At 49.7% G+C, this 18977-nt stretch carries 17 protein-coding genes; 10 read left to right on the top strand and 7 right to left on the bottom strand.

What is annotated here, in order from left to right; translation table 11 throughout:
• Positions 1-329 precede the first annotated feature (329 nt).
• The 3 genes from PMG71_RS03210 to PMG71_RS03200 all read left to right on the top strand — a co-directional run bounded on the left by PMG71_RS03210 (position 330) and on the right by PMG71_RS03200 (position 7388).
• Positions 330-704, top strand: a complete 375-nt coding sequence (locus tag PMG71_RS03210; protein ID WP_283752200.1) for a GxxExxY protein — start codon at positions 330-332, stop codon at positions 702-704.
• 96 nt (positions 705-800) lie between these two features.
• Positions 801-3860: a DUF1156 domain-containing protein gene (locus PMG71_RS03205; RefSeq protein ID WP_283752199.1), complete on the top strand. Its 3060-nt coding sequence runs from the start codon at positions 801-803 to the stop codon at positions 3858-3860.
• A 189-nt stretch (positions 3861-4049) separates the two neighbouring features.
• Complete coding sequence (locus PMG71_RS03200) at positions 4050-7388, top strand: Swt1 family HEPN domain-containing protein (RefSeq protein ID WP_283752198.1); 3339 nt, start codon at positions 4050-4052, stop codon at positions 7386-7388.
• A 377-nt stretch (positions 7389-7765) separates the two neighbouring features.
• Here the strand turns inward: PMG71_RS03200 and csaB are convergent, their stop codons facing one another.
• Both csaB and PMG71_RS03190 read right to left on the bottom strand, forming a co-directional pair.
• Positions 7766-8806, bottom strand: a complete 1041-nt coding sequence (gene csaB / locus PMG71_RS03195; protein WP_283752197.1) for a polysaccharide pyruvyl transferase CsaB — start codon at positions 8804-8806, stop codon at positions 7766-7768.
• Positions 8807-8852: 46 nt separating this feature from the next.
• The gene (locus tag PMG71_RS03190; RefSeq protein WP_283752196.1) at positions 8853-9167 is read right to left on the bottom strand and encodes a hypothetical protein; all 315 of its coding nucleotides are present in this window, start codon (positions 9165-9167) and stop codon (positions 8853-8855) included.
• A gap of 492 nt (positions 9168-9659) precedes the next feature.
• On the opposite strand from PMG71_RS03190, the gene cheB reads away from it, so the two are divergent.
• A complete protein-coding gene (gene cheB, locus PMG71_RS03185) occupies positions 9660-10757 on the top strand; it encodes a chemotaxis-specific protein-glutamate methyltransferase CheB (RefSeq protein ID WP_283752195.1) in 1098 nt (365 codons plus the stop codon).
• Between the two features lie 31 nt (positions 10758-10788).
• Here cheB and PMG71_RS03180 read toward each other — a convergent pair whose 3' ends face one another.
• Complete coding sequence (locus PMG71_RS03180; RefSeq protein WP_283752194.1) at positions 10789-11130, bottom strand: XisI protein; 342 nt, start codon at positions 11128-11130, stop codon at positions 10789-10791.
• Complete coding sequence (locus tag PMG71_RS03175) at positions 11118-11534, bottom strand: XisH family protein (protein WP_283752193.1); 417 nt, start codon at positions 11532-11534, stop codon at positions 11118-11120. Before PMG71_RS03175 ends, PMG71_RS03180 begins: the two co-directional genes overlap by 13 nt.
• A gap of 305 nt (positions 11535-11839) precedes the next feature.
• On the opposite strand from PMG71_RS03175, the gene psb34 reads away from it, so the two are divergent.
• The 6 genes from psb34 (at position 11840) to PMG71_RS03145 (ending at position 15850) form a co-directional block, all read left to right on the top strand.
• Positions 11840-12010, top strand: a complete 171-nt coding sequence (psb34, locus tag PMG71_RS03170; RefSeq protein WP_283752192.1) for a photosystem II assembly protein Psb34 — start codon at positions 11840-11842, stop codon at positions 12008-12010.
• A gap of 118 nt (positions 12011-12128) precedes the next feature.
• On the top strand, positions 12129-13163 hold the full coding sequence (locus PMG71_RS03165; protein ID WP_283752191.1) for an ABC transporter ATP-binding protein: 1035 nt from the start codon (positions 12129-12131) through the stop codon (positions 13161-13163).
• 130 nt (positions 13164-13293) lie between these two features.
• Entirely contained in the window at positions 13294-14172 is an 879-nt protein-coding gene (locus PMG71_RS03160; protein WP_283752190.1) for an ABC transporter permease, read from the top strand.
• Positions 14173-14194: 22 nt separating this feature from the next.
• Complete coding sequence (locus tag PMG71_RS03155; protein ID WP_283752189.1) at positions 14195-14539, top strand: hypothetical protein; 345 nt, start codon at positions 14195-14197, stop codon at positions 14537-14539.
• Positions 14540-14778: 239 nt separating this feature from the next.
• On the top strand, positions 14779-15252 hold the full coding sequence (locus PMG71_RS03150) for a CAAD domain-containing protein (protein ID WP_283752188.1): 474 nt from the start codon (positions 14779-14781) through the stop codon (positions 15250-15252).
• 133 nt (positions 15253-15385) lie between these two features.
• Entirely contained in the window at positions 15386-15850 is a 465-nt protein-coding gene (locus PMG71_RS03145) for a nucleoside 2-deoxyribosyltransferase (RefSeq protein ID WP_283752187.1), read from the top strand.
• A 21-nt stretch (positions 15851-15871) separates the two neighbouring features.
• On the opposite strand, the gene PMG71_RS03140 is transcribed toward PMG71_RS03145, so the two are convergent.
• From PMG71_RS03140 to PMG71_RS03130, 3 genes are all read right to left on the bottom strand, one after another.
• Positions 15872-16465 carry a hypothetical protein gene (locus tag PMG71_RS03140; protein WP_283752186.1) on the bottom strand — a complete coding sequence of 198 codons (594 nt, stop codon included), beginning with the start codon at positions 16463-16465 and terminating at the stop codon, positions 15872-15874.
• A gap of 87 nt (positions 16466-16552) precedes the next feature.
• The gene (locus PMG71_RS03135) at positions 16553-17797 is read right to left on the bottom strand and encodes a type II secretion system F family protein (protein ID WP_283752185.1); all 1245 of its coding nucleotides are present in this window, start codon (positions 17795-17797) and stop codon (positions 16553-16555) included.
• 62 nt (positions 17798-17859) lie between these two features.
• Complete coding sequence (locus PMG71_RS03130; RefSeq protein ID WP_283752184.1) at positions 17860-18936, bottom strand: type IV pilus twitching motility protein PilT; 1077 nt, start codon at positions 18934-18936, stop codon at positions 17860-17862.
• Between the last annotated feature and the right edge of the window lie 41 nt (positions 18937-18977).

Genomic DNA, 18977 nt, shown 5'->3' with positions numbered 1-18977 from the left:
TCCGTAGGGGGAGAGTTCCTTGGTGATCTCTGTGTCTCTGTGGTAGATTAAAACCACGGAGCCAAGGAGGGCACGGAGAGATTTCCGTAGGGGGAGAGTTCCTTGGTGATCTCTGTGGCTCTGTGGTAGATGAAAGCAACGGAGCCCCGGACGGCACGGATAGCTTTCCGGAGGGGGTGAGTCCCTTGGTGATCTCTGTGTCTCTGTGGTAGATTAAAACCACGGAGCCACGGAGGGCACGGAGAGATTTCCGTAGGGGGAGAGTTCCTTGGTGATCTCTGTGTCTCTGTGGTAGATTAAAACCACGGAGCCACGGAGGGCACGGAGAGATGGAGTTGGATGAGATTTCAGGGGAGGTGATTGGGGCGGGGATTGAGGTGCATCGGGCTTTGGGGCCGGGGTTGTTGGAGTCCGCTTATCAGGCTTGTTTGGTGTATGAACTGCGACAGCGAGGCATGGGGGTGGCGGAGCAAGTGCCGGTTCCTGTGGTTTATAAGGGGATTGGCTTGGAGTGTGGTTATCGGCTGGATTTGTTGGTGGAAAATCAGGTTATCGTGGAGTTGAAGGCGGTTCAGGCTCTGCAACCGATTCACCAGGCCCAATTGCTGACTTATTTGAAGCTCTGCCAACTGCGGCTGGGTCTGTTGATTAATTTTAATGTCCCTATTCTTAAGCAGGGGATTAAACGGTTGGTGAATGGTTAATCTCTGTGTTCTTTGTGTCTCTGCGGTTTGTCTCTTTAACCACGGAGGCACGGAGGACGGGGAGGGTTGATTGCTGTGTTTTAAGTGGGTTTATTTATGGGTTATCGTAAAAAGTTGATTGAAGTGGCTCTCCCCCTGGAGGCGATTAATGCGGAGTCGGCACGGGAGAAGTCGATTCGCCATGGCCATCCTTCGACTCTACATTTGTGGTGGGCGCGGCGACCGTTGGCGGCTTGTCGGGCGGTGTTGTGGGCTTCTTTGGTGGATGATCCGAGTAGTTGGCCGGAGCGGTTTGGGACTCAGGAGGAGCAGAACCGGGAACGGCAACGGTTGTTTGATATTTTGGCGAGGATGGTGGTGGAGACGGATGGGAAGGGGAATCAGAGGCAGGTGGTGCGGGGGTTGGTGTCTTGGGATGAGGTGAAGGAGCCACAGGTGGTTGAGGAGGCTCAGAGGGAGATTGCTCGCTGTTTGGCTTGGGAGCGGGGGGAGGAACCGCCACGAAAACCGGAGGCGGTGCGGGCTTATATTGCTGAGTATGGGCCGCCGGTTTATGACCCGTTTGCGGGGGGTGGGTCGATTCCTCTGGAGGCTCAACGGTTGGGGTTGGAGGCTCACGCGAGTGATTTGAATCCGGTGGCGGTGTTGATTAATAAGGCGTTGATTGAGATTCCGCCAAGGTTTAAGGATTTGCCGCCGGTGAATGGGGATGACCGGAAACGGCGGGGTTTGGAGTCGTGGAAGGGGGCCCAGGGGTTGGCGGCGGATGTGCGCTTCTATGGGGCTTGGATGCGGGAGGAGGCGTTTGGGCGCATTGGGCATTTGTATCCGAAGGTGGAGATTAATGACAGAGGCACGGAGGCGACTGTTATTGCTTGGTTGTGGGCGCGGACGGTGGTGTGTCCGAATCCGGCTTGTGGGTGTGAGATGCCTTTGGTGCGGAGTTTTCAGCTTTCGAGTAAGCGGGGGAAGGAGGCTTGGGTGGAGGTTTTGAATGAGGGGGATGGGGAGGGTTTGAACCACGGAGGCACGGAGGGCACGGGGGGGGCTTTGAGCCGTGGTGGTTCTGGGGTTGGTCGAGTTGGGTTTGAGGTGAAAGAGGGTGGGAACCACGGAGGCACGGAGGGCACGGGGGGGTCTTTGAGCCGTGGTGGTTCTGGGGTTGGTCGAGTTGGGTTTGAGGTGAAAACGGGGAAGGGGAAAGTACCGGAGGGTACAATTGTTACTCGTAAAGGTGCAGTCTGTATTGCTTGTAATACGCCTGTTCAGTTTGAATATATCCGAAGTGAAGGCAGGGCAGGACGATTAAAACAGCAGTTGATGGCGATAGTTGCTGAAGGAGAAAAGGGCCGGATTTATATAAGTCCTACTGAAGAGCATGAAAAAATTGCTAATTCTGCTCAACCAACATGGAAACCTGATGGTGAACTACCTAAAAAACATCGTAATTTCCAAACTCCAGCTTACGGAATGCCTAACTTGGGAGACCTTTTCACGGATCGCCAACTGGTGGCGCTGACAACGTTTAGTGATTTGGTGAGTGAGGCGAAAGAACGGGCGATCGCCGATGCCCTTGCTTCGGGTCTCCCGGATGATGATGTGCCTTTGAGTGACGGCGGCACTGGCGCACGGGCTTATGGTGAGGCGATCGCTGTTTATTTGGCGTTTGGCGCTAGTAAAGTTACTGATAGAGGCTCAACTCTCGGACGATGGGACCCAACACCAACTCAAAGTGGAATCATCAATACATTTAGTCGCCAAGCATTACCTATGACATGGGACTATGCAGAATCGAATCCATTGGGAGATGCTTCAGGTAACTATTGTGGTTCAATTGAGTGGGTTGTAAAAGTTCTTAATCTTTTATCTGGCGATGGTGTTGCCCAAGTCAATCAACATGACGCAACCACCCCTCACCCCAACGACACAACCCCCAAACTCATCTCTACCGATCCGCCCTACTATGACAATATTGGCTATGCGGATCTTTCGGACTTTTTCTATGTTTGGCTGCGCCGTTCCCTGCAATCGATTTATCCTCGTATTTTTAGTACACTTCTCGTGCCTAAAGCTCAAGAACTGGTAGCAACTCCCTACCGTTTTGATGGAGATAAACAAAAGGCGAAAGATTTTTTTGAGCAGGGTTTAGGGAAAGCGTTCCAGCAGATGCACGCTATCTCTGATCGGAATTATCCGGTAACGATTTACTATGCTTTCAAACAAGCGGAAGCGGACAATAAAGGAAAAACGAATGAATCCGTGGCTTCTACGGGATGGGAAACTATGTTAGAAGGCTTAATGCAAGCCAATTTTAGTATTTGTGGCACTTGGCCGATGCGAAGTGAGTTAAGTAACCGTATGGTTGCCAGTGGTACAAATGCTCTCGCCTCTTCCATTGTCCTCGTCTGTCGTCCCCGTCCCACTGACGCACCAAAAACCACCCGTCGCCAGTTTCTGACGGAACTGAAGCGGGAATTACCCAAGGCGTTAACCACGTTGCAACAGGGAAATATTGCCCCGGTGGATTTGGCCCAGGCCAGTATTGGCCCAGGGATGGCGGTTTACTCTAAATATGGGGCAGTCCTAGAAAATGATGGCACAGCCATGGGAGTCCGCACGGCTCTCCAACTGATCAACCAAATCTTAGATGAATTCCTCACGGAGCAAGAAGGGGAATTTGATGGAGATACCCGTTGGGCCCTCACCTGGTTTGAGCAATACCAATTTGAACCCGGACTTTATGGAGAAGCGGAAACCCTCTCCAAAGCCAAAAACACGAGCGTCCAAGGCCTAGTAGAAGCGGGAATTTTAGACTCGAAAGGGGGAAAAGTGCGGCTACTCAAACGGGAAGAACTACCCCCGGACTGGAGTCCCCAAACCGACCACCGCACCCCCGACTGGGAAATCACCCAGCACCTGATTCACCAACTGCAACAAAACGGAGAACTCGGCGCGGCCGAACTCCTCTCCCAACTCGGCAACCGCGCCGAAATCGCCAGAGACCTAGCCTATCGCCTCTATAGCCTCTGCGACCGAAAAGGCTGGTCACAAGAAGGAGTCGCCTACAACAGCCTCGTCATCGCCTGGCCCGAACTCAGCCGCCTCGCCAGCGACTTCAAACCCACAGAACTCATCCAAGGAACCCTAGACCTCTAACCCCCCTCCCCGCCCTGCGTGGCTCCGTGGTTCATCCCACCACAAAGTGACAGAGAACACCCTTGAAACCGGACAACCCTTAGAGTTATAATCCAAACATCAATCCCTCCCCGCCCTCCGTGGCTCCGTGGTTCATCTCACCACAGAGCCACAGAGGACACAACGTCAACCTTCACCCCCAAAATTCCTATGGCTATCAGCAATCACGAACGGGTCGGTCGAGCGTTAACTCTCCTGCGAGAAGGTCTCTATCCGTTTATGGAACGGGAGATGAGATCGAGTTATGGTAATCGCTGGTTGAGTGCGGCTTCGGCTTGTTTGCCTGACCATTATTTGGCCCGTCGAGAGGTGAAGGAGGTGCTGGAGGAGGATGTTTCGGCACTGTTGATTGTGCTGTGGGAACAGTGGAATAATGTGTTTCGCCATACCTTGGGGCGATCGGAACGGAGTATGGTGAATGAGTTGCGGGATACCCGCAATGATTGGGCCCATAATGGCAAGTTGTCTACGGATGATGCTTATCGCGCTTTGGATACGGTGGGGCGCTTGTTGTTGGCGATTTCGGCTCCAGAAGCGCAGCAGGTGGAGCGGCAGAAGCAGGAGCTGTTACGGTTGCGGTTTGAGGAGCAGGCCCGCAGGGAAAGTCGCCGGGTGGCGATCGCCCCTACGGAGGGACAGCCGATGACCGGGTTGAAGCCTTGGCGGGAGATTATGACTCCTCATCCGGATGTGGCTTCGGGACGCTATCAACAGGCGGAGTTTGCGGCGGATCTGTGGCAGGTGTATAAGGATGAGGGGTCGGATGAGTATCGGTTGCCGACGGAGTTTTTTCGCCGTACCTATTTGACGGAGGGGTTGAAGCAGTTGCTGGTGGGAGGTCTGCGGCGGTTGAGCGGCCAGGGGGGTGACCCGGTGATTGAACTCCAGACGAATTTTGGAGGGGGGAAAACTCATGCGATGTTGGCGCTGTATCATTTGTGTTTGGGTGTGCCGGTGCAGGAGTTGCCGGGACTAGAGCCGATTTTGCAGGAGGCTGGGGTGGAGAAGCTCCCGGATGATGTGAATACGGCGGTTTTGGTGGGTAATAAGATTTCTCCGGGCCAGGTTCACTGCAAGAGTGATGGCACTGAGGTGCATACGCTATGGGGGGAACTGGCTTGGCAGCTTGGGGGTAGGGAGGGGTATGAGATGCTCCGGGAGGCGGATGAGACGGCGACGAATCCGGGGGATACTCTGAAGGATTTGTTTAATCGCTATGCTCCGGTGCTGATTTTGATGGATGAGTGGGTGGCCTATGCTAGGCAGTTGCACGAGCAGAGCGATCTACCGGCGGGCAGTTTTGATACCCATTTTACATTTGCCCAAACCTTGAGTGAGTCGGCGAAAAATGCCAGGCAGACGTTTTTGGTGGTGAGTATTCCGGCTTCGGATATTGAGATTGGAGGAGAGCGGGGTAAGGATGCCCTAGAACGACTGAAAAATGCGATCGGGCGGGTGGAGTCTCCTTGGCGACCGGCAAGCGCCCAGGAGAGTTTTGAGATTGTCCGCCGACGACTGTTTGAGACGACGAGCGATCCGAGTCTGTTTGTGCAACGGGATACAACGATTCGGGCGTTCTGCCAGATGTATCGCGGTCAGGGCCAGGAGTTTCCCCCAGAGTGCAAGGAGGGGGAGTATGAGCGCCGGATGCGGGAGGCCTATCCGATTCATCCGGAGTTGTTCGATCGCCTCTATGAGGATTGGTCAAGTTTGGACAAGTTTCAGCGTACCCGTGGGGTGTTGCGGTTGATGGCGAAGGTGATTCATTGTCTTTGGGAACGCAATGACCAGAGTTTGATGATTATGCCGGCCCATGTACCGATGGATGATTCCCAGATTCAGTCGGAGCTAACCCGCTATCTGGAGGATAATTGGATTCCGGTGATGGATAAGGATGTGGATGGGCCCAATTCTCTACCCTTGGCCCTTGACCGAGATAATCCGAACCTGGGCCGTTATTCGGCTTGTCGTCGGGTGACGCGATCGATTTATATGGGGTCTGCGCCGACGCTGCGGGCAGCCAATCGAGGGGTGGAAGACCGGCGGATTAAGTTGGCTTGTGTGCAACCGGGGGAGACGGTGGCGACGTTTGGGGATGCTCTGCGTCGGTTAACGGATCAGGCGACCTATCTCTACATTGATGGGACTCGGTATTGGGTTTCGACTCAACCGAATGTGAACCGCACAGCCCAAGAACGGGCGAATCAGGTGCTGGAGGATGGCTATCCGGTGCAACAGGAGGTGATTAAGCGGTTGAAGGAGCAGCAGCGAGGGCGGGGGGCTTTTAGTGCGGTGCATGTGGCTCCGGAGTCAACGGCGGATATTCCCGACGATCCGAGTTTGGGGGTGCGCTTGGTGGTTCTGTCTCCAGAGTATGGCCATAGTCGTGGCGAGAGTCCGGCCCGACAATGGATAGAGGAGGCCCTGAATCAGAAGGGCAATAGTCCTCGATACTATAAAAATACTCTGGTTTTCTTGGCTGCGGATAAGGGAAATTTGGACAATTTGTATAAAACGGCGGCTCAATATTTGGCTTGGCGTTCGATTATTGAGGATAAGGATGCTCTGAATCTGGATGCGTTTCAGGATAAGCAAGCAAAGACGAAGTTAGAACAGTCGAATGGGGATGTGGATAATCGACTCCGAGAGGCTTATCAATGGCTGCTGATTCCCACTCAGTTGGAGCCTCAAGGGGGGCTGGAATGGAAGGAAAACCGGTTACAAGGCCAAGCTGCATTGTTTGAGCGAGCCAGTAAGAAGGCGATCGATGAGGGGGATTTGTTGGAGAATTATGGGGCGGCTAATTTGCGTTTGGATCTGGATCAGTTGCTGTGGCGCGATCGCCATCATATTGATTTAAAGCAACTTTGGGAGTATTTGACCCAATATCTCTATCTGCCTCGCTTTAAGGATCGGGATGTGTTGCTCGATACGGTGCGAAGTGGGGTCGCGTCAACGATTTGGGCGGATCATTTTGCCTATGCAGAGGGTTTCGATCAGGAGCGGGGAAAGTATGTGGGTTTGCAGGCTGGGACGGGAACTCACCCCAGCATTAGCCCCCAGAGCTTACTGGTAAAACCGGCGATCGCCCAAAAACAGTGGGACGATGAAAAAGCCCAAACCGCGCCAAAGGTGCAACCCGAACCTGGGACTGCTGGAGCAGGGAAGAGAGAACAACGGAGGGTGTCGGAAAAGGCGGCTGATTTTGTGGTGGCTGAAGGAGTCAGCCCTGAGTCGATGGCTGAAGCGGCGGTGCTGCGCCGATTTTATGGTAATGTTGACCTGGATGCCATGCGGGTGAATCGAGATGTGTCGGCGATCGCCAATGAAATTATTCAGCACTTAACCGCGTTGCAGGGGGCAAGGGTGAAAATTACCCTAGAAATTCAGGCGGAAATTCCCGAAGGGGTTCCGGATGATGTGGTTCGCACGGTGACGGAAAATTGCCGGACGCTTAAGTTTAATACCCAATCTTTTGAGCGAGAGTAATGGGTAATATCAAGTCCGATTGTTCATGTCCGCGAAGCGGAAATACCCTAATTAAAAATCCAGGAATTAAAAATCCAGGGAGCAAGATGCTCCCACTCCAGTCATACCAAGTCCGTTGGATCAGCTATAGTATGTCATTGCGAACGGAACGCAGTGGAGTGAAGCAATCTCTTTTATCTCGGTAGTTTTGGCGTTTCCGCTTCGCGGACATGAAAAGCGAAGCTTGCGTGAAACGCGAAGCGCGAATGCTTCCCGGAGGTCGCAATGACAACTGTTTAACCGGACTTGATATTATATCAAAGAATTCGAGGAGTGCGGGCATCTTGCCCGCTTCTTCACAAATTATCCGGACTTGATATCAGTTTTCCCCCATTCCCTCACCTAGAAAAAACCTGATGCAGGATCTCTTGATGTTGCAGGGTTTGAGTCATGATCTCTTCAATTTGTGTAGGGGTGAGGGGTTGAGGATGATGATAAAAATTTGTCCAAGATTGGCTGATTTGTTGGGGGTTGGGGGGGAGCTGGTCGAGTTCCCAACCGGGAAGATGAAGCTGTTCCATCAGTTGGCTGACTTTGGGATCGTAACTGAGCGCAAAACAGGGACATCCGACAGCAGCAGCCATGATTAAGCCATGGAGTCGCATGGCGATCGCCATTTTGACGTTCTGAAAGATAGTTTTATACTGTTCTGGCCGATCGCCGATCCAAATTTGGCTCCCCTGGGGTATGGCTTGATAGAGTTTTTGGGCTATTTCTAAATCGGTTTTGGGTTGAAAGGGCAAGAATAATAGATAACTTCCGGTTTGCTCCTGAGCTTCAATTAAGGCTTCTGTCAGGGTTTGCAGACGATCGCCGGTAAGCTGAGGATGGGGACGCAAGACGACGGCAATGGTGCGATCGGGTAAATGCTCCAAGTCTTGAATAGGAGTGGGTTCTAAAGCCCAAACGGGATCGGGAGCCAGGGTAAAGGGAATCTGCCAATCGGTTAACAGTTGAGCGGACTGGCGATCGCGCACACTCACTGCCGTACATCCACTGAACAATGACCGAGCTAATTGGCGGGTTATGGCAGCCTTTAAGGGGCCGATTCCTTGTCCCCAAGCGAGGGTAATTTTCCCCATCCGTTGCGCTAGGGCCATGAGGGCGAAATAATAAAGGGGCGATCGCCAACTGGTGACATCTTGAATTAAACTGCCTCCTCCCCAGATAAACCCGTCTGCCGCAGCTATCGCACGCCACAAATCTGCTATGGAGGTGCGATCGCAAGTTTCTACCCCATACTGTTGCTGGGTTTCCTCGCCATTAGCGGAGATGACCACAGGAGTCACATTTTTGGGCAACATCTGCAAGAGCGTCACCAATAGGGCCTCATCTCCGGCATTGCCCTGGCCATAATATCCACATAAAACGACACGCATGATCAATTAAAAATTAAAATTTTTCTGGTTGGCGACTCTCCCCATCCTATTCCCCAGTACGAGGGGTTGCCAGCAACTCCCATAAGCCAACGGTTCCGACAAAAAAGGTATAAATGCAGGTTTTCAGGGGATGTTGCTGACGAGAGGGAGCTAAATAAGCGGCGGCGATCGCCTCTAGAAGATGAATACTGACTGCTATGCGCTCTAGTATAATTAACCCAGTCACCCCGATCGGCAGAGACGGAGAAATAAACGGATCGATTAGATTATAGGATTCTAAGGCGATCGCCCCGCTCATCAGCAAGGTTGATACCGTTTTAATTCCTCCGATCGCACGCTCAGGTAATGATGGTGATTTCATGATCGCAACTTATGCAGCATCAATCATTAAATCTTGACATCCTCACCGGGCGCTGTTGCCACGGTGATTCCTATTCATGTCCGCTTGCGGAAACCTCACGATTTAGGTTTCTGCTTCAGTGCAACAGCCTCCACCCACTGGTGAGCTTTGGTCTTACGTTCGCTCCACAGACTATCCCCGCAAGTCCTGCGGTTCTTATGTGTTGAAATCTCAAATGGGAAATTCCAATTTTAAGTTTGATTCTAGGGTTAAAACTTTTACAGTTTAGACTTTTTAGTGCCCTATCCTCTTTTCCCGGTCTACCGAGCTTTCTGCGCCACGGGTTGAAACCCGATTTCGTCACGTAAAGGCTTTCTGTTACGTCTGCGTCGCGGGTGGGTCATTGACCAATGTTATTATACCACAAAGCCGTCCTAAAAGGACGGGGTTTCAGGCCCAAAATTCTGATGAATCATCGCCCGATCCCCCTATTCCCCATTGGAGTCCCCTTGAATGCCAATTCGAGTGATTATTGTTGAAGATTCCCCGATTGCGCTAACGATCCTCAAGCGGATGCTCAATTCTTCTCCAGATATTGAGGTGGTGGGGACAGCACGCACCGGAAAAGAGGCGCTCGGCTTGATTGCCCAAGTTAATCCCCAAGTTATTTGTACAGACTTACACATGCCAGAAATGGACGGGTTAGCCTTAACCCAGGAAATTATGTCCACTCGACCTAAACCGATTTTAGTCATTAGTTCTTCGGTGCAGGAACAGGATACCCATCAAGTCTTCCAACTGTTGGAAGCGGGAGCGGTGGATGTCTTTCCGAAACCGGAAGGGGGACTAGGGGTAGATAGCGATCGCATTCAACAGGCTTTAATCAATAAGGTTAAGGTGTTAGCTGGGGTGACTGTGTTTACTAACCATAAGCGCTCTCGGATAGTAAGCACTCCTGCTGCACCGGTTGTAAAGCAGTCTATCTCTACCGTTCTCTCAACCCCTCCTTCCCGGTTTTCTCCTCAATCCTTCACCTTTAAAAACACCCATTTGGGCCTGATCGCTCTAGGAGCTTCCACCGGTGGGCCCCAAGTGCTACAGCAAATTTTAAGCCAATTTCCTGCCCATTTACCGGTTCCGGTGATTTGCGTGCAACATATCAGTCAAGGCTTTTTACAAGGGTTTATTGATTGGCTATCAACCCATTGTTCTCTTCCCATTAGTATTGCCCTAGCAGGCGATCGCCCCCAACCCGGTCATATCTATTTTCCCCCTGAGCTATCCCATCTCATCCTCGATCGTCAAGGCTGTTTTGCCTACAGTCGTACCCTCGGATTTGGGGGCCATTGTCCCTCGATTACGGTGACCTTTAATTCTGTCGCTCAATACTACAAGAGCCGCAGTATTGGCGTTTTGCTGACGGGAATGGGCCGGGATGGGGCCGATGGTCTATTGTCTATTTTTCAGGCTGGAGGCTTTACTTTAGCCCAAAATGAAGCCAGTTGTGTGGTCTTTGGAATGCCCAAAGAGGCGATCGCCCTGGGTGCAGTCCGCCAGGTTTTACCCCCAGAAGCCATTGCCACCGCCATTTTGAGGAAATTGGTTGTCTAGTGGATTTAGGGTTGCTCAAGGATTGCTCTGGCTAGGCGATCGCGTATCCAGAGAACTGACGCAAGAAAGGGGAATGGGAACCAAGAACAATATTATCCCGATCAACACCGCTTTCCCGCAGGCGTTCGGCGATATTTATTTCTGTGTTATTGCGCTGTATCCAGATTTTGCCATCCTTGATATCGATATGGACAAAAACGGCATAGACATATTTTCGCTCGTGCCAACCGACATCGAGCAGCAGGTAGTGGTCATGGTCGCGATCGCAAATGATTTGTGCATCCACTCCTGGAGTCTGATTACTCTGACTATAACCGTATAATTCAGTTAAGATATCTTCAATCAATTGCCGATATGTATTTAGGTTATCCATGTGACAATTACCTCATTTGGGGGGTCGTAAATCAGTAATTTAATTTGATGTTTCTGAATAACAGATTGAGGGAGTAAAGACTGAAAGAAGGTCTCATAAATTTCCTGGGGTACAGCCAAATAGAGACTCCGGGAGGGTTCTAAATTTTCGAGGGCGACTTGATAATTGATGAACTGTCCAATTGCTAGATGAAAACCGAACATCAGAGAATCACTAGCAAACGTTTTAATTTCAACCGCAATCTTTTCCTCACCCTTTTGGGCAGCTAGGATTCTTTCTGCACCTAAATCAATATAAATTTGTGAATCCCCAAATTTCAAGCTCAGGGGATCGGCTGTGATTGTCCAACCTTCCTTTTCTAATCCTACTCTAACAACATCATGAAAGCGATCCTTTGCACTCATCGGTTAAACCCCACACCCGGAGATCGGGTTCCTACGACAACATTATGCATCCTCGCCAGCCCAGACTCATTTCAGTTCCTCTAGAATCTAAACAAGGGGTGAGAGGCTCAAACCCAACCTTACCCTGCCATAGACCAGGCGATCGCCCTGGGTGCAGTCCGCCAGATCCTACCCCCAGAAGCCATTGCCACCAGCATTTTGAGGAAATTGGGTCATGGGTTATAAAAAAAATTTCTCCCAACCCTAGCCAATTTTGTAAACATTTGTTAAGATAGTTATCATAAAGAAACCCAGGAGTTAACCCCATGCCATATACCACAGAAGAAGGCGGCCGTCTCAACAATTTTGCAAGAGAGCCGAAAGTATATCAAGCAGAACCTCCAACCCAAGGTCAAAAAACCCAATACGCAATTATGGGGGGTGTCGCCGCAGTATTCGTGGGTCTTCTCGTATTTATCTCTTTTGCTGTTAGCTAGTGTGCAGCAAGCGTCAAGTTTGGTAGTAGTGATTCTCTCTCCTCTCTCCCCTCTAGATAGTATTCTAGAGGGGTTATTCTTGTTCCTATTTTCTCGTCGATGATACGCCCTCAAACCCATGACTCCAGCGATTCTGATTCAAAATCTCAAAAAACGATATGGCAACATTGATGCGGTTAAAGATGTATCCCTAGAGGTTCGACCGGGAGAAATTTTCGGTTTACTCGGGCCCAATGGAGCCGGAAAAACGACTACTCTGCGGTGTTTATGCACCCTCAGCACGCCAGATAGTGGCCAACTGGAGGTCGCTGGGATTTCTGTGGTCGATTATCCGAAGGCGACGCGACAACTGTTAGGCTATGTGGCTCAGGAAGTGGCCCTAGATAAAGTGTTAACGGGTCGGGAATTATTGAACCTGCAAGCAGCTCTGTATCATATTCCTCGCCCTGAAATTGGCGATCGCGTACAAGAGATGATTAACCGCTTGGGTATCCAAGATTTTGCCGACCAGAAAACGGGAACCTATTCGGGGGGAATTCGCAAACGACTCGATTTGGCCGCCGGACTGTTGCATCAACCCAAGGTTCTGGTGTTAGATGAACCCACGGTCGGCCTAGATATTGAAAGTCGGGTGGTAGTATGGGACTTCCTGCGAGAGTTGCGAGATGCAGGAACCACGGTTCTAATCACCAGCCACTATCTAGAAGAAGTGGATGTTTTAGCCGATCGCGTCGCTATCATTGACCAAGGTCAAGTCATTGCCTGTGGAACCCCTTCAGACCTAAAAACCCAAGTAGGGGGCGATCGCATTACCCTCAGAATTCGGGAATTTTGCCCCCCCGATGAAGCCGAACAAGCTAAAGCCCTACTGCAAGGCTTACCCAGGGTTCAAGAGGTCATTATCAATAGCGCTCAGGGCAATTCCTTAAACCTAGTCGTCAACAGCGATCCAACAGCCTCGCCATCAACCCTATTAATGGACGTACAACAGTCCTTGAATCAAGCCGGATTACCCCTGTTTAGTATTGCCCAATCTCGACCCAGTTTAGATGATGTTTACCTAGCAGCTACCGGACGAACCCTGATGGATGCAGAACTAGCCGCCGCAGGTATGCGGGATTTGAAGAAAGAAAAAAAACAAAATATGCGTTAATCTCAAAATGCCCTCTCCCTATATCCCTCTCCCACTCCAAGAGGGACTTCTGCTCCCCTTCTCCCGTGGGAGAAGGGGCTGGGGGATGAGGGCAAAAAATGCTATAAAACCATTTAACCCAGATAAACCGATGACTGTTACATCCCCTCAATCTAATCTTGACCTGGATATCAGCACTCTAAAACAACGTTCCCAATTCTCCTTTGGGGAACTGGTGCAAGAAACCCTAGCTCTGACAAAGCGCCTGTTTATTCAGCTCCAGCGCCGTCCAGCAACCCTGATTGCTGGAGTGATTCAGCCCCTGATGTGGTTAATTCTCTTTGGGGCCCTGTTTCAAAATGCCCCAGAAGGATTTTTAGGCGATCGCCTCAACTATGGGCAATTCCTAGGGGCTGGTGTCATCGTCTTTACTGCCTTCTCCGGGGCCCTCAATGCCGGACTCCCCGTCATGTTTGACCGGGAATTTGGCTTTCTCAACCGGCTATTGGTCGCCCCCTTAAGCTCTCGCTACTCCATTGTCCTTGCCAGCGCCATCTATATGGTTACCCTAGCCCTAATCCAAACCGCAGCCATCATGATCGTCGGTATCTTTTTAGGTGCAGGATTCCCCACCCTCTCTGGACTCGCCCTGATTACCCTCATTGTTCTTCTGTTGGTCTTAGGCGTAACCGGAGTCAGCTTAGGCCTGAGCTTTGCCCTTCCCGGCCATATCGAACTGATCGCCGTGATTTTCGTCGTCAACCTGCCCCTACTCTTCGCCAGTAGCGCCCTAGCCCCCCTCTCCTTCATGCCCCAGTGGTTACAAATCATCTCTAGCCTCAATCCCCTCAGTTATGCCATTGAGCCAATTCGCTATCTCTATATCCATTCCGATTGGGGATTAGGTAGTATAGTAATGGCTGCTCCCTGGGGTAATCTTTCCCTCGGAGGGTGTTTATTGGTGCTATTGGTCGTCGATGCGATCGCCCTCCTCGGAATCCAACCCCTACTGCGTCGTCGTTTATCCTAGTTCTCGATTTTCCGGAGGTTCCATGTCCATCAAACCCTTCAAGTATACCCTGTTTACCCTCCTGGCTGGCCTCAGTCTGGGCCTGGGGACTCAAGCCAGTTTTGCTCAAAATACCATCGATCCCCTCGGAGATATCCAAACTCACGACGGCGGTTCCGGTATCTTTTCCAATCAGGGCAGTAAGAATCCTTTTTTTGACTTGATGCACAATATGCAACGGGGTAACCAGATGCAAGACTCCCAACAGTTCAGCATCGACCAACAACAAAATCTCGATGATGCGGCGGCGAAATTTCGTCAACAGCAGCTCGAACGACTCAACTCCCGTCCTGAATCTACTCAACCCCCTGAAGAAGCCAATCCATAATTTCTATACTTCTGTTTAAGAAGTGGGATATTGTTTTCTGGGTGCGCTACCCTAAGCTAACGCACCTTTATTTTTCTTCAGCTTAAGTTTCTAATTGTGACTGAAGTCTTGCCAATGATCAAACTCTGCTCTAGTCTCAAGTAGGTCTGAGCATTAGCACATGAGGCTCACTTGATTAGTGATGATCGACGAATCCTCCTCACCCAGACCCCTTTAATCTGATTGAGATTGAGAAAATTATGCAAAGTAAAGAACCTGAAAAAAACCCTACTCCAGCCCCAACTCCAACTCCAGAGCCAGTATCGGCCCCTGTACCGACTCCGAAAGCTGAGTTAGTCGAGTCCCCTTCGGCTTCTCCCGTTATGGCTTCTTCCTCTGGACAAGACACGGTTAACCAAGTGCTGACCATCCTCTCTCGGTTAACGGACTATATCGGTGAATTTTTTGTTACCTATCAAAAACCCTTAGTTAACGTAGCCTTGGTGATTACCGCGTTGGTTGCGGTTTATCTTACCTTAGCGGTTTTGGATGCGGTGAATCATATCCCTCTTCTGGGCTTTGTTCTCGCACCCCTCTTTGAACTGGTGGGAATTTCCTATGCGGTTTGGTTTGTATGGCGCTATATGCTTAAAGCCTCTACTCGCCAAGAACTCTACAAGACGATTTCTGGGTTAACTTCTCAAGTTATGGGAGGGCAAAAAGCGGATTCATAAGTCCGGGTTGCGATCGGAGATTTGGCGATCGGGTGGTTGATGCCACCCGATATTTTTTTGGCTTGATACAGCGACTACTCACGAAAAGTAATGATACACTGCTATTATTAGATACTTATGTGAATCATTATCCATGCTGAATCAACCCTCTTGGATTTATCTGGCTGCACCCTTATTTACACAAGCCGAGCAAGAGTTTAACGCTAAATTAGCCCAAAACTTAAAATCCGCCGGACACACTATGTTTTTACCCCAAGAAGAAGCAAAAGACCTGACTACAACTGAAGACATATTTGAAAAATGTTTATATGGACTTAATCATGCCCATCTAGTATTAGTTATTTTAGACGGTGCGGATGCAGATTCTGGAACCTGTTTTGAAGTGGGTTATGCTTATGCTAAAAAAATCCCCATTATCGGCTTACGAACCGATTTTAGGGGAACTGGAGATGATGGGGGATTGAATTTAATGCTGCTCCAAAGTTGTAATCATTTGCTCTTAACACAACGAAATTTGCCTAAGAAAATTCCCTTTAACATTACAACAATTTCTCCAGGAGAAGACTATTTTCCCATTTTGCTGAAAATCATAGAATAATCAGCAGCAGGAATCACTGGGCTAGATATCATAAGATTGAGCATCTAAATTTTCGAGTTCCATATTCTGGAAATCTTCTTCCAGTAATAGGGAAGGATTTTGGATTAAAAACGGTAAACCAGCGCCTTGTAATCCTCGTTTAATTCGCTCTGGTGTTTCTGGAAACAGAACAAAGATCGGTAAAATTCGGTCTGAACCTTCACTAATGATATGGGAATAATTTCGAGGCATCACCCACTGATAATCGCCATCTAACCAAACCTGAGTTTGTCTCCAGCGTCCTAAGAGATCGGAAAAGTCTTCCCCTGGCCGATGAATAAATACAAAAATCTCTACTCCAGTTTTAATTTTCCACTCCGGATCGCACATCAAAAAACCCAAATCGCAGGGGAGCTGTGTTAATCCAATGGGAGGCTGATGAAGACCTTCCGAGATCATTTCTCTCGGTTTCAAGTCCACAATGGGTAAGGGGATGGAAATCAAGCTCTCTTCGGGTCTTCGGAGACTGGGCAGAAATTCGACATAGGGGCGATGTTGGCGCAACAGGGCGATCGCCGACTTCAGACTACTGTATTCTGCTAATAGCGCTTCATAATAGGATTTTTTGATCGTCATTATCCTGAATTGATACCGTTATCAAGAGATAGCACAACGGAGAATTCACCCTACCCTAGGGTCATTTCCCCGTTATACTTCCAGAGGTTACATCGTTTCAAACACCTTAAACATCGGTAGGTACATCGCCAGCAAAATCGAACCCACCATACCCCCAATGACCACAATCATCACCGGTTCGAGCATACTGGTTAACCCTTTAACCGCTTGTTCCACTTCATCTTCATAGAAGTCAGCCACCTTCATCAGCATTTGGTCAATTTGTCCCGTTTCTTCCCCAATACTAATCATCGAAATCGCCAGGGCAGGAAAAACTTGATACCGGTCAAGAGCCGCGCTAATCATCCCCCCTCCTTGGATTTCTTGGCGGGAAGCTTCTACCGCATCCGCAATCGTCTGATTTCCAGACGTATCCCGGACAATTTCTAAAGACGTAAGAATGGGAACCCCTGCACGGGATAGGGTTCCGAAGGTTCGGCAAAACCGAGCCGTCGCCGTTTTTTTAATCAAATCCCCAAACAAAGGCACTTTCAGGAACTGTTTATCCATGATTTTCTTACCTTGAGGAGTTTTGTACCAGTTATCATAAACAATCTTTAGAACAATCAACCCCACGACGACAGGAACTGATTTTTTGAAATCTGTCAAAAACCCACTAATTACCAACATCATTTGAGTAAAGGCAGGCAACTCTACCCCAATATCAGCAAAGATATCAGCAAAAGTGGGAATCAGAAACACCGTTAAGGCAACGAAAATAATCACCGCCAAACTCCCCACCGTAGTGGGATAAGACATGGCTGATTTAATTTGGTTCTCCAGCCGAGCCGAATCTTCCAGCAACTTTGCAAGACGGTTGAGGACATCATCGAGTACCCCCCCAACTTCTCCGGCTGAAACCATTGCTACATACAGGTCATCATAACAATCCGGGTGTTTACCCATTGACTCAGATAAACTTGACCCCTCTTGCACTTCTGCCGAAATTGCTTTGAGCGCTTTCTTCAGTTTAGGATTTTCACACTGTTCTGTTAAAACCCCTAGACAGCGCACCATTCCCACCCCAGCATTGACCATCGCAGCAAACTGGCGAGAAAAGATGGCTTTATCTTTAACGGTGACACTCGCAGTTGCCGCCGCAAAATTTTCGTTTAACTCATCCATGTCAAGGTTAGCAAAGTCAATGCCAAACAGCGGGGCTTTTTTGACTGTACCTACCTCTAAACCTCGACTGAGTAATTCAGCACGAGCTGCACCAACGGAGGCCGCTTTGACGGTTTCTCGCTTGGCATTTCCCATCGAGTCTCGAACATCAGCAACAAATTCAGGCATGGTTCATTATTCTTGAAATCATTGGGGTGGGCAGATTGAACTGAGAAGCCAAAATAGAAGTTTTATTTGGCTTTAGCTGGTTGAACCAAACGAGTTAGTTCATCGACTTTATTACATTTACCGATCGCATCTTCATAGGAGACTTTGCCATCATTGACCAATTTCGCCAAGGCCATCTCCATCGTCTGCATTCCCATTTTCCCACCCGTTTGAATCGCCGAGTAAATCTGAGTGGTTTTGCCTTCCCGAATCAAGTTAGCAATAGCTGGCGTATTCACCATAATCTCCTGAGCCGCACAGCGTCCTCCACCCATTTTAGCCACCAAGTTTTGGGAACAAACCCCCACCATAGAGCCAGACATTTGCGCCCGAATTTGGGGCTGTTGAATGGGAGGGAACACATCCAATAATCGGTCAATCGTACCTGCGGCATTATTCGTGTGCATGGTTCCAAAGACCAAGTGACCCGTTTCCGCCGCCGATACCGCTAGACTGATGGTTTCCAAGTCCCGCATTTCCCCCACCAGAATGATATCTGGATCTTCCCGCAGAGCCGCTTTCAGGGCATTAGAGAAGCTCTTGGTATCTTCTCCCCGTTGCCGTTGGTGAAACAAACTCTTAATATTGGGGAAAACATACTCAATCGGGTCTTCCACCGTCAGAACATGTTCAGCGCGGGTACGATTAATCAAGTCTAGAATTGCCGCCATGGTTGTCGTTTTACCCGACCCGGTTTGTCCCGTTACCAAGACCATGCCACGAGGTCGTTCCGACATTTCTCGCATGATTTCTGGAACCCCTAACTTTTCAAAGTTAGGAATTTTAGAAGCTAAAGCACGCAAGCAAGCTGCATAACAGCCCCGTTCCCGATACACATTCACCCGGAAGCGAGAGAGTCCTTTAACCCCATAAGCACAGTCCAATTCCCAGGTTTGTTCCAAATCTTTACGCTGGTTATTGTTGAGCATCGAAAAGATGAGGCGTTGACAATCTGGCCCATCAAGCATTTCCCCAAACTGAGGCTGGGGGGTTAATTTACCACTAATGCGAAAATAGATCGGCGCACCGGCTTGAATATGCATATCCGATCCTCCTTGTTCAACCAAGGATTCCATTACATCTTCGATCATGTAACTCATGGGTGCTTCTCCTAAATGTTTGGGTGAGAGTGAACATTAAG

This window comes from Roseofilum acuticapitatum BLCC-M154 (assembly GCF_030068475.1).
Lineage (GTDB): Bacteria > Cyanobacteriota > Cyanobacteriia > Cyanobacteriales > Desertifilaceae > Roseofilum > Roseofilum acuticapitatum.
Note: the sequence above shows the minus strand (reverse complement) of the source record. Positions and strands in the feature narration are given on the sequence as shown.

Coding starts and splice junctions, on each gene's coding strand:
- PMG71_RS03210 (WP_283752200.1), top strand. CDS start 330: ATGGAGTTGGATGAGATTTCAGGGGAGGTGATTGGGGCGGGGATTGAG.
- PMG71_RS03205 (WP_283752199.1), top strand. CDS start 801: ATGGGTTATCGTAAAAAGTTGATTGAAGTGGCTCTCCCCCTGGAGGCG.
- PMG71_RS03200 (WP_283752198.1), top strand. CDS start 4,050: ATGGCTATCAGCAATCACGAACGGGTCGGTCGAGCGTTAACTCTCCTG.
- csaB (WP_283752197.1), bottom strand. CDS start 8,806: ATGCGTGTCGTTTTATGTGGATATTATGGCCAGGGCAATGCCGGAGAT.
- PMG71_RS03190 (WP_283752196.1), bottom strand. CDS start 9,167: ATGAAATCACCATCATTACCTGAGCGTGCGATCGGAGGAATTAAAACG.
- cheB (WP_283752195.1), top strand. CDS start 9,660: ATGCCAATTCGAGTGATTATTGTTGAAGATTCCCCGATTGCGCTAACG.
- PMG71_RS03180 (WP_283752194.1), bottom strand. CDS start 11,130: ATGGATAACCTAAATACATATCGGCAATTGATTGAAGATATCTTAACT.
- PMG71_RS03175 (WP_283752193.1), bottom strand. CDS start 11,534: ATGAGTGCAAAGGATCGCTTTCATGATGTTGTTAGAGTAGGATTAGAA.
- psb34 (WP_283752192.1), top strand. CDS start 11,840: ATGCCATATACCACAGAAGAAGGCGGCCGTCTCAACAATTTTGCAAGA.
- PMG71_RS03165 (WP_283752191.1), top strand. CDS start 12,129: ATGACTCCAGCGATTCTGATTCAAAATCTCAAAAAACGATATGGCAAC.
- PMG71_RS03160 (WP_283752190.1), top strand. CDS start 13,294: ATGACTGTTACATCCCCTCAATCTAATCTTGACCTGGATATCAGCACT.
- PMG71_RS03155 (WP_283752189.1), top strand. CDS start 14,195: ATGTCCATCAAACCCTTCAAGTATACCCTGTTTACCCTCCTGGCTGGC.
- PMG71_RS03150 (WP_283752188.1), top strand. CDS start 14,779: ATGCAAAGTAAAGAACCTGAAAAAAACCCTACTCCAGCCCCAACTCCA.
- PMG71_RS03145 (WP_283752187.1), top strand. CDS start 15,386: ATGCTGAATCAACCCTCTTGGATTTATCTGGCTGCACCCTTATTTACA.
- PMG71_RS03140 (WP_283752186.1), bottom strand. CDS start 16,465: ATGACGATCAAAAAATCCTATTATGAAGCGCTATTAGCAGAATACAGT.
- PMG71_RS03135 (WP_283752185.1), bottom strand. CDS start 17,797: ATGCCTGAATTTGTTGCTGATGTTCGAGACTCGATGGGAAATGCCAAG.
- PMG71_RS03130 (WP_283752184.1), bottom strand. CDS start 18,936: ATGAGTTACATGATCGAAGATGTAATGGAATCCTTGGTTGAACAAGGA.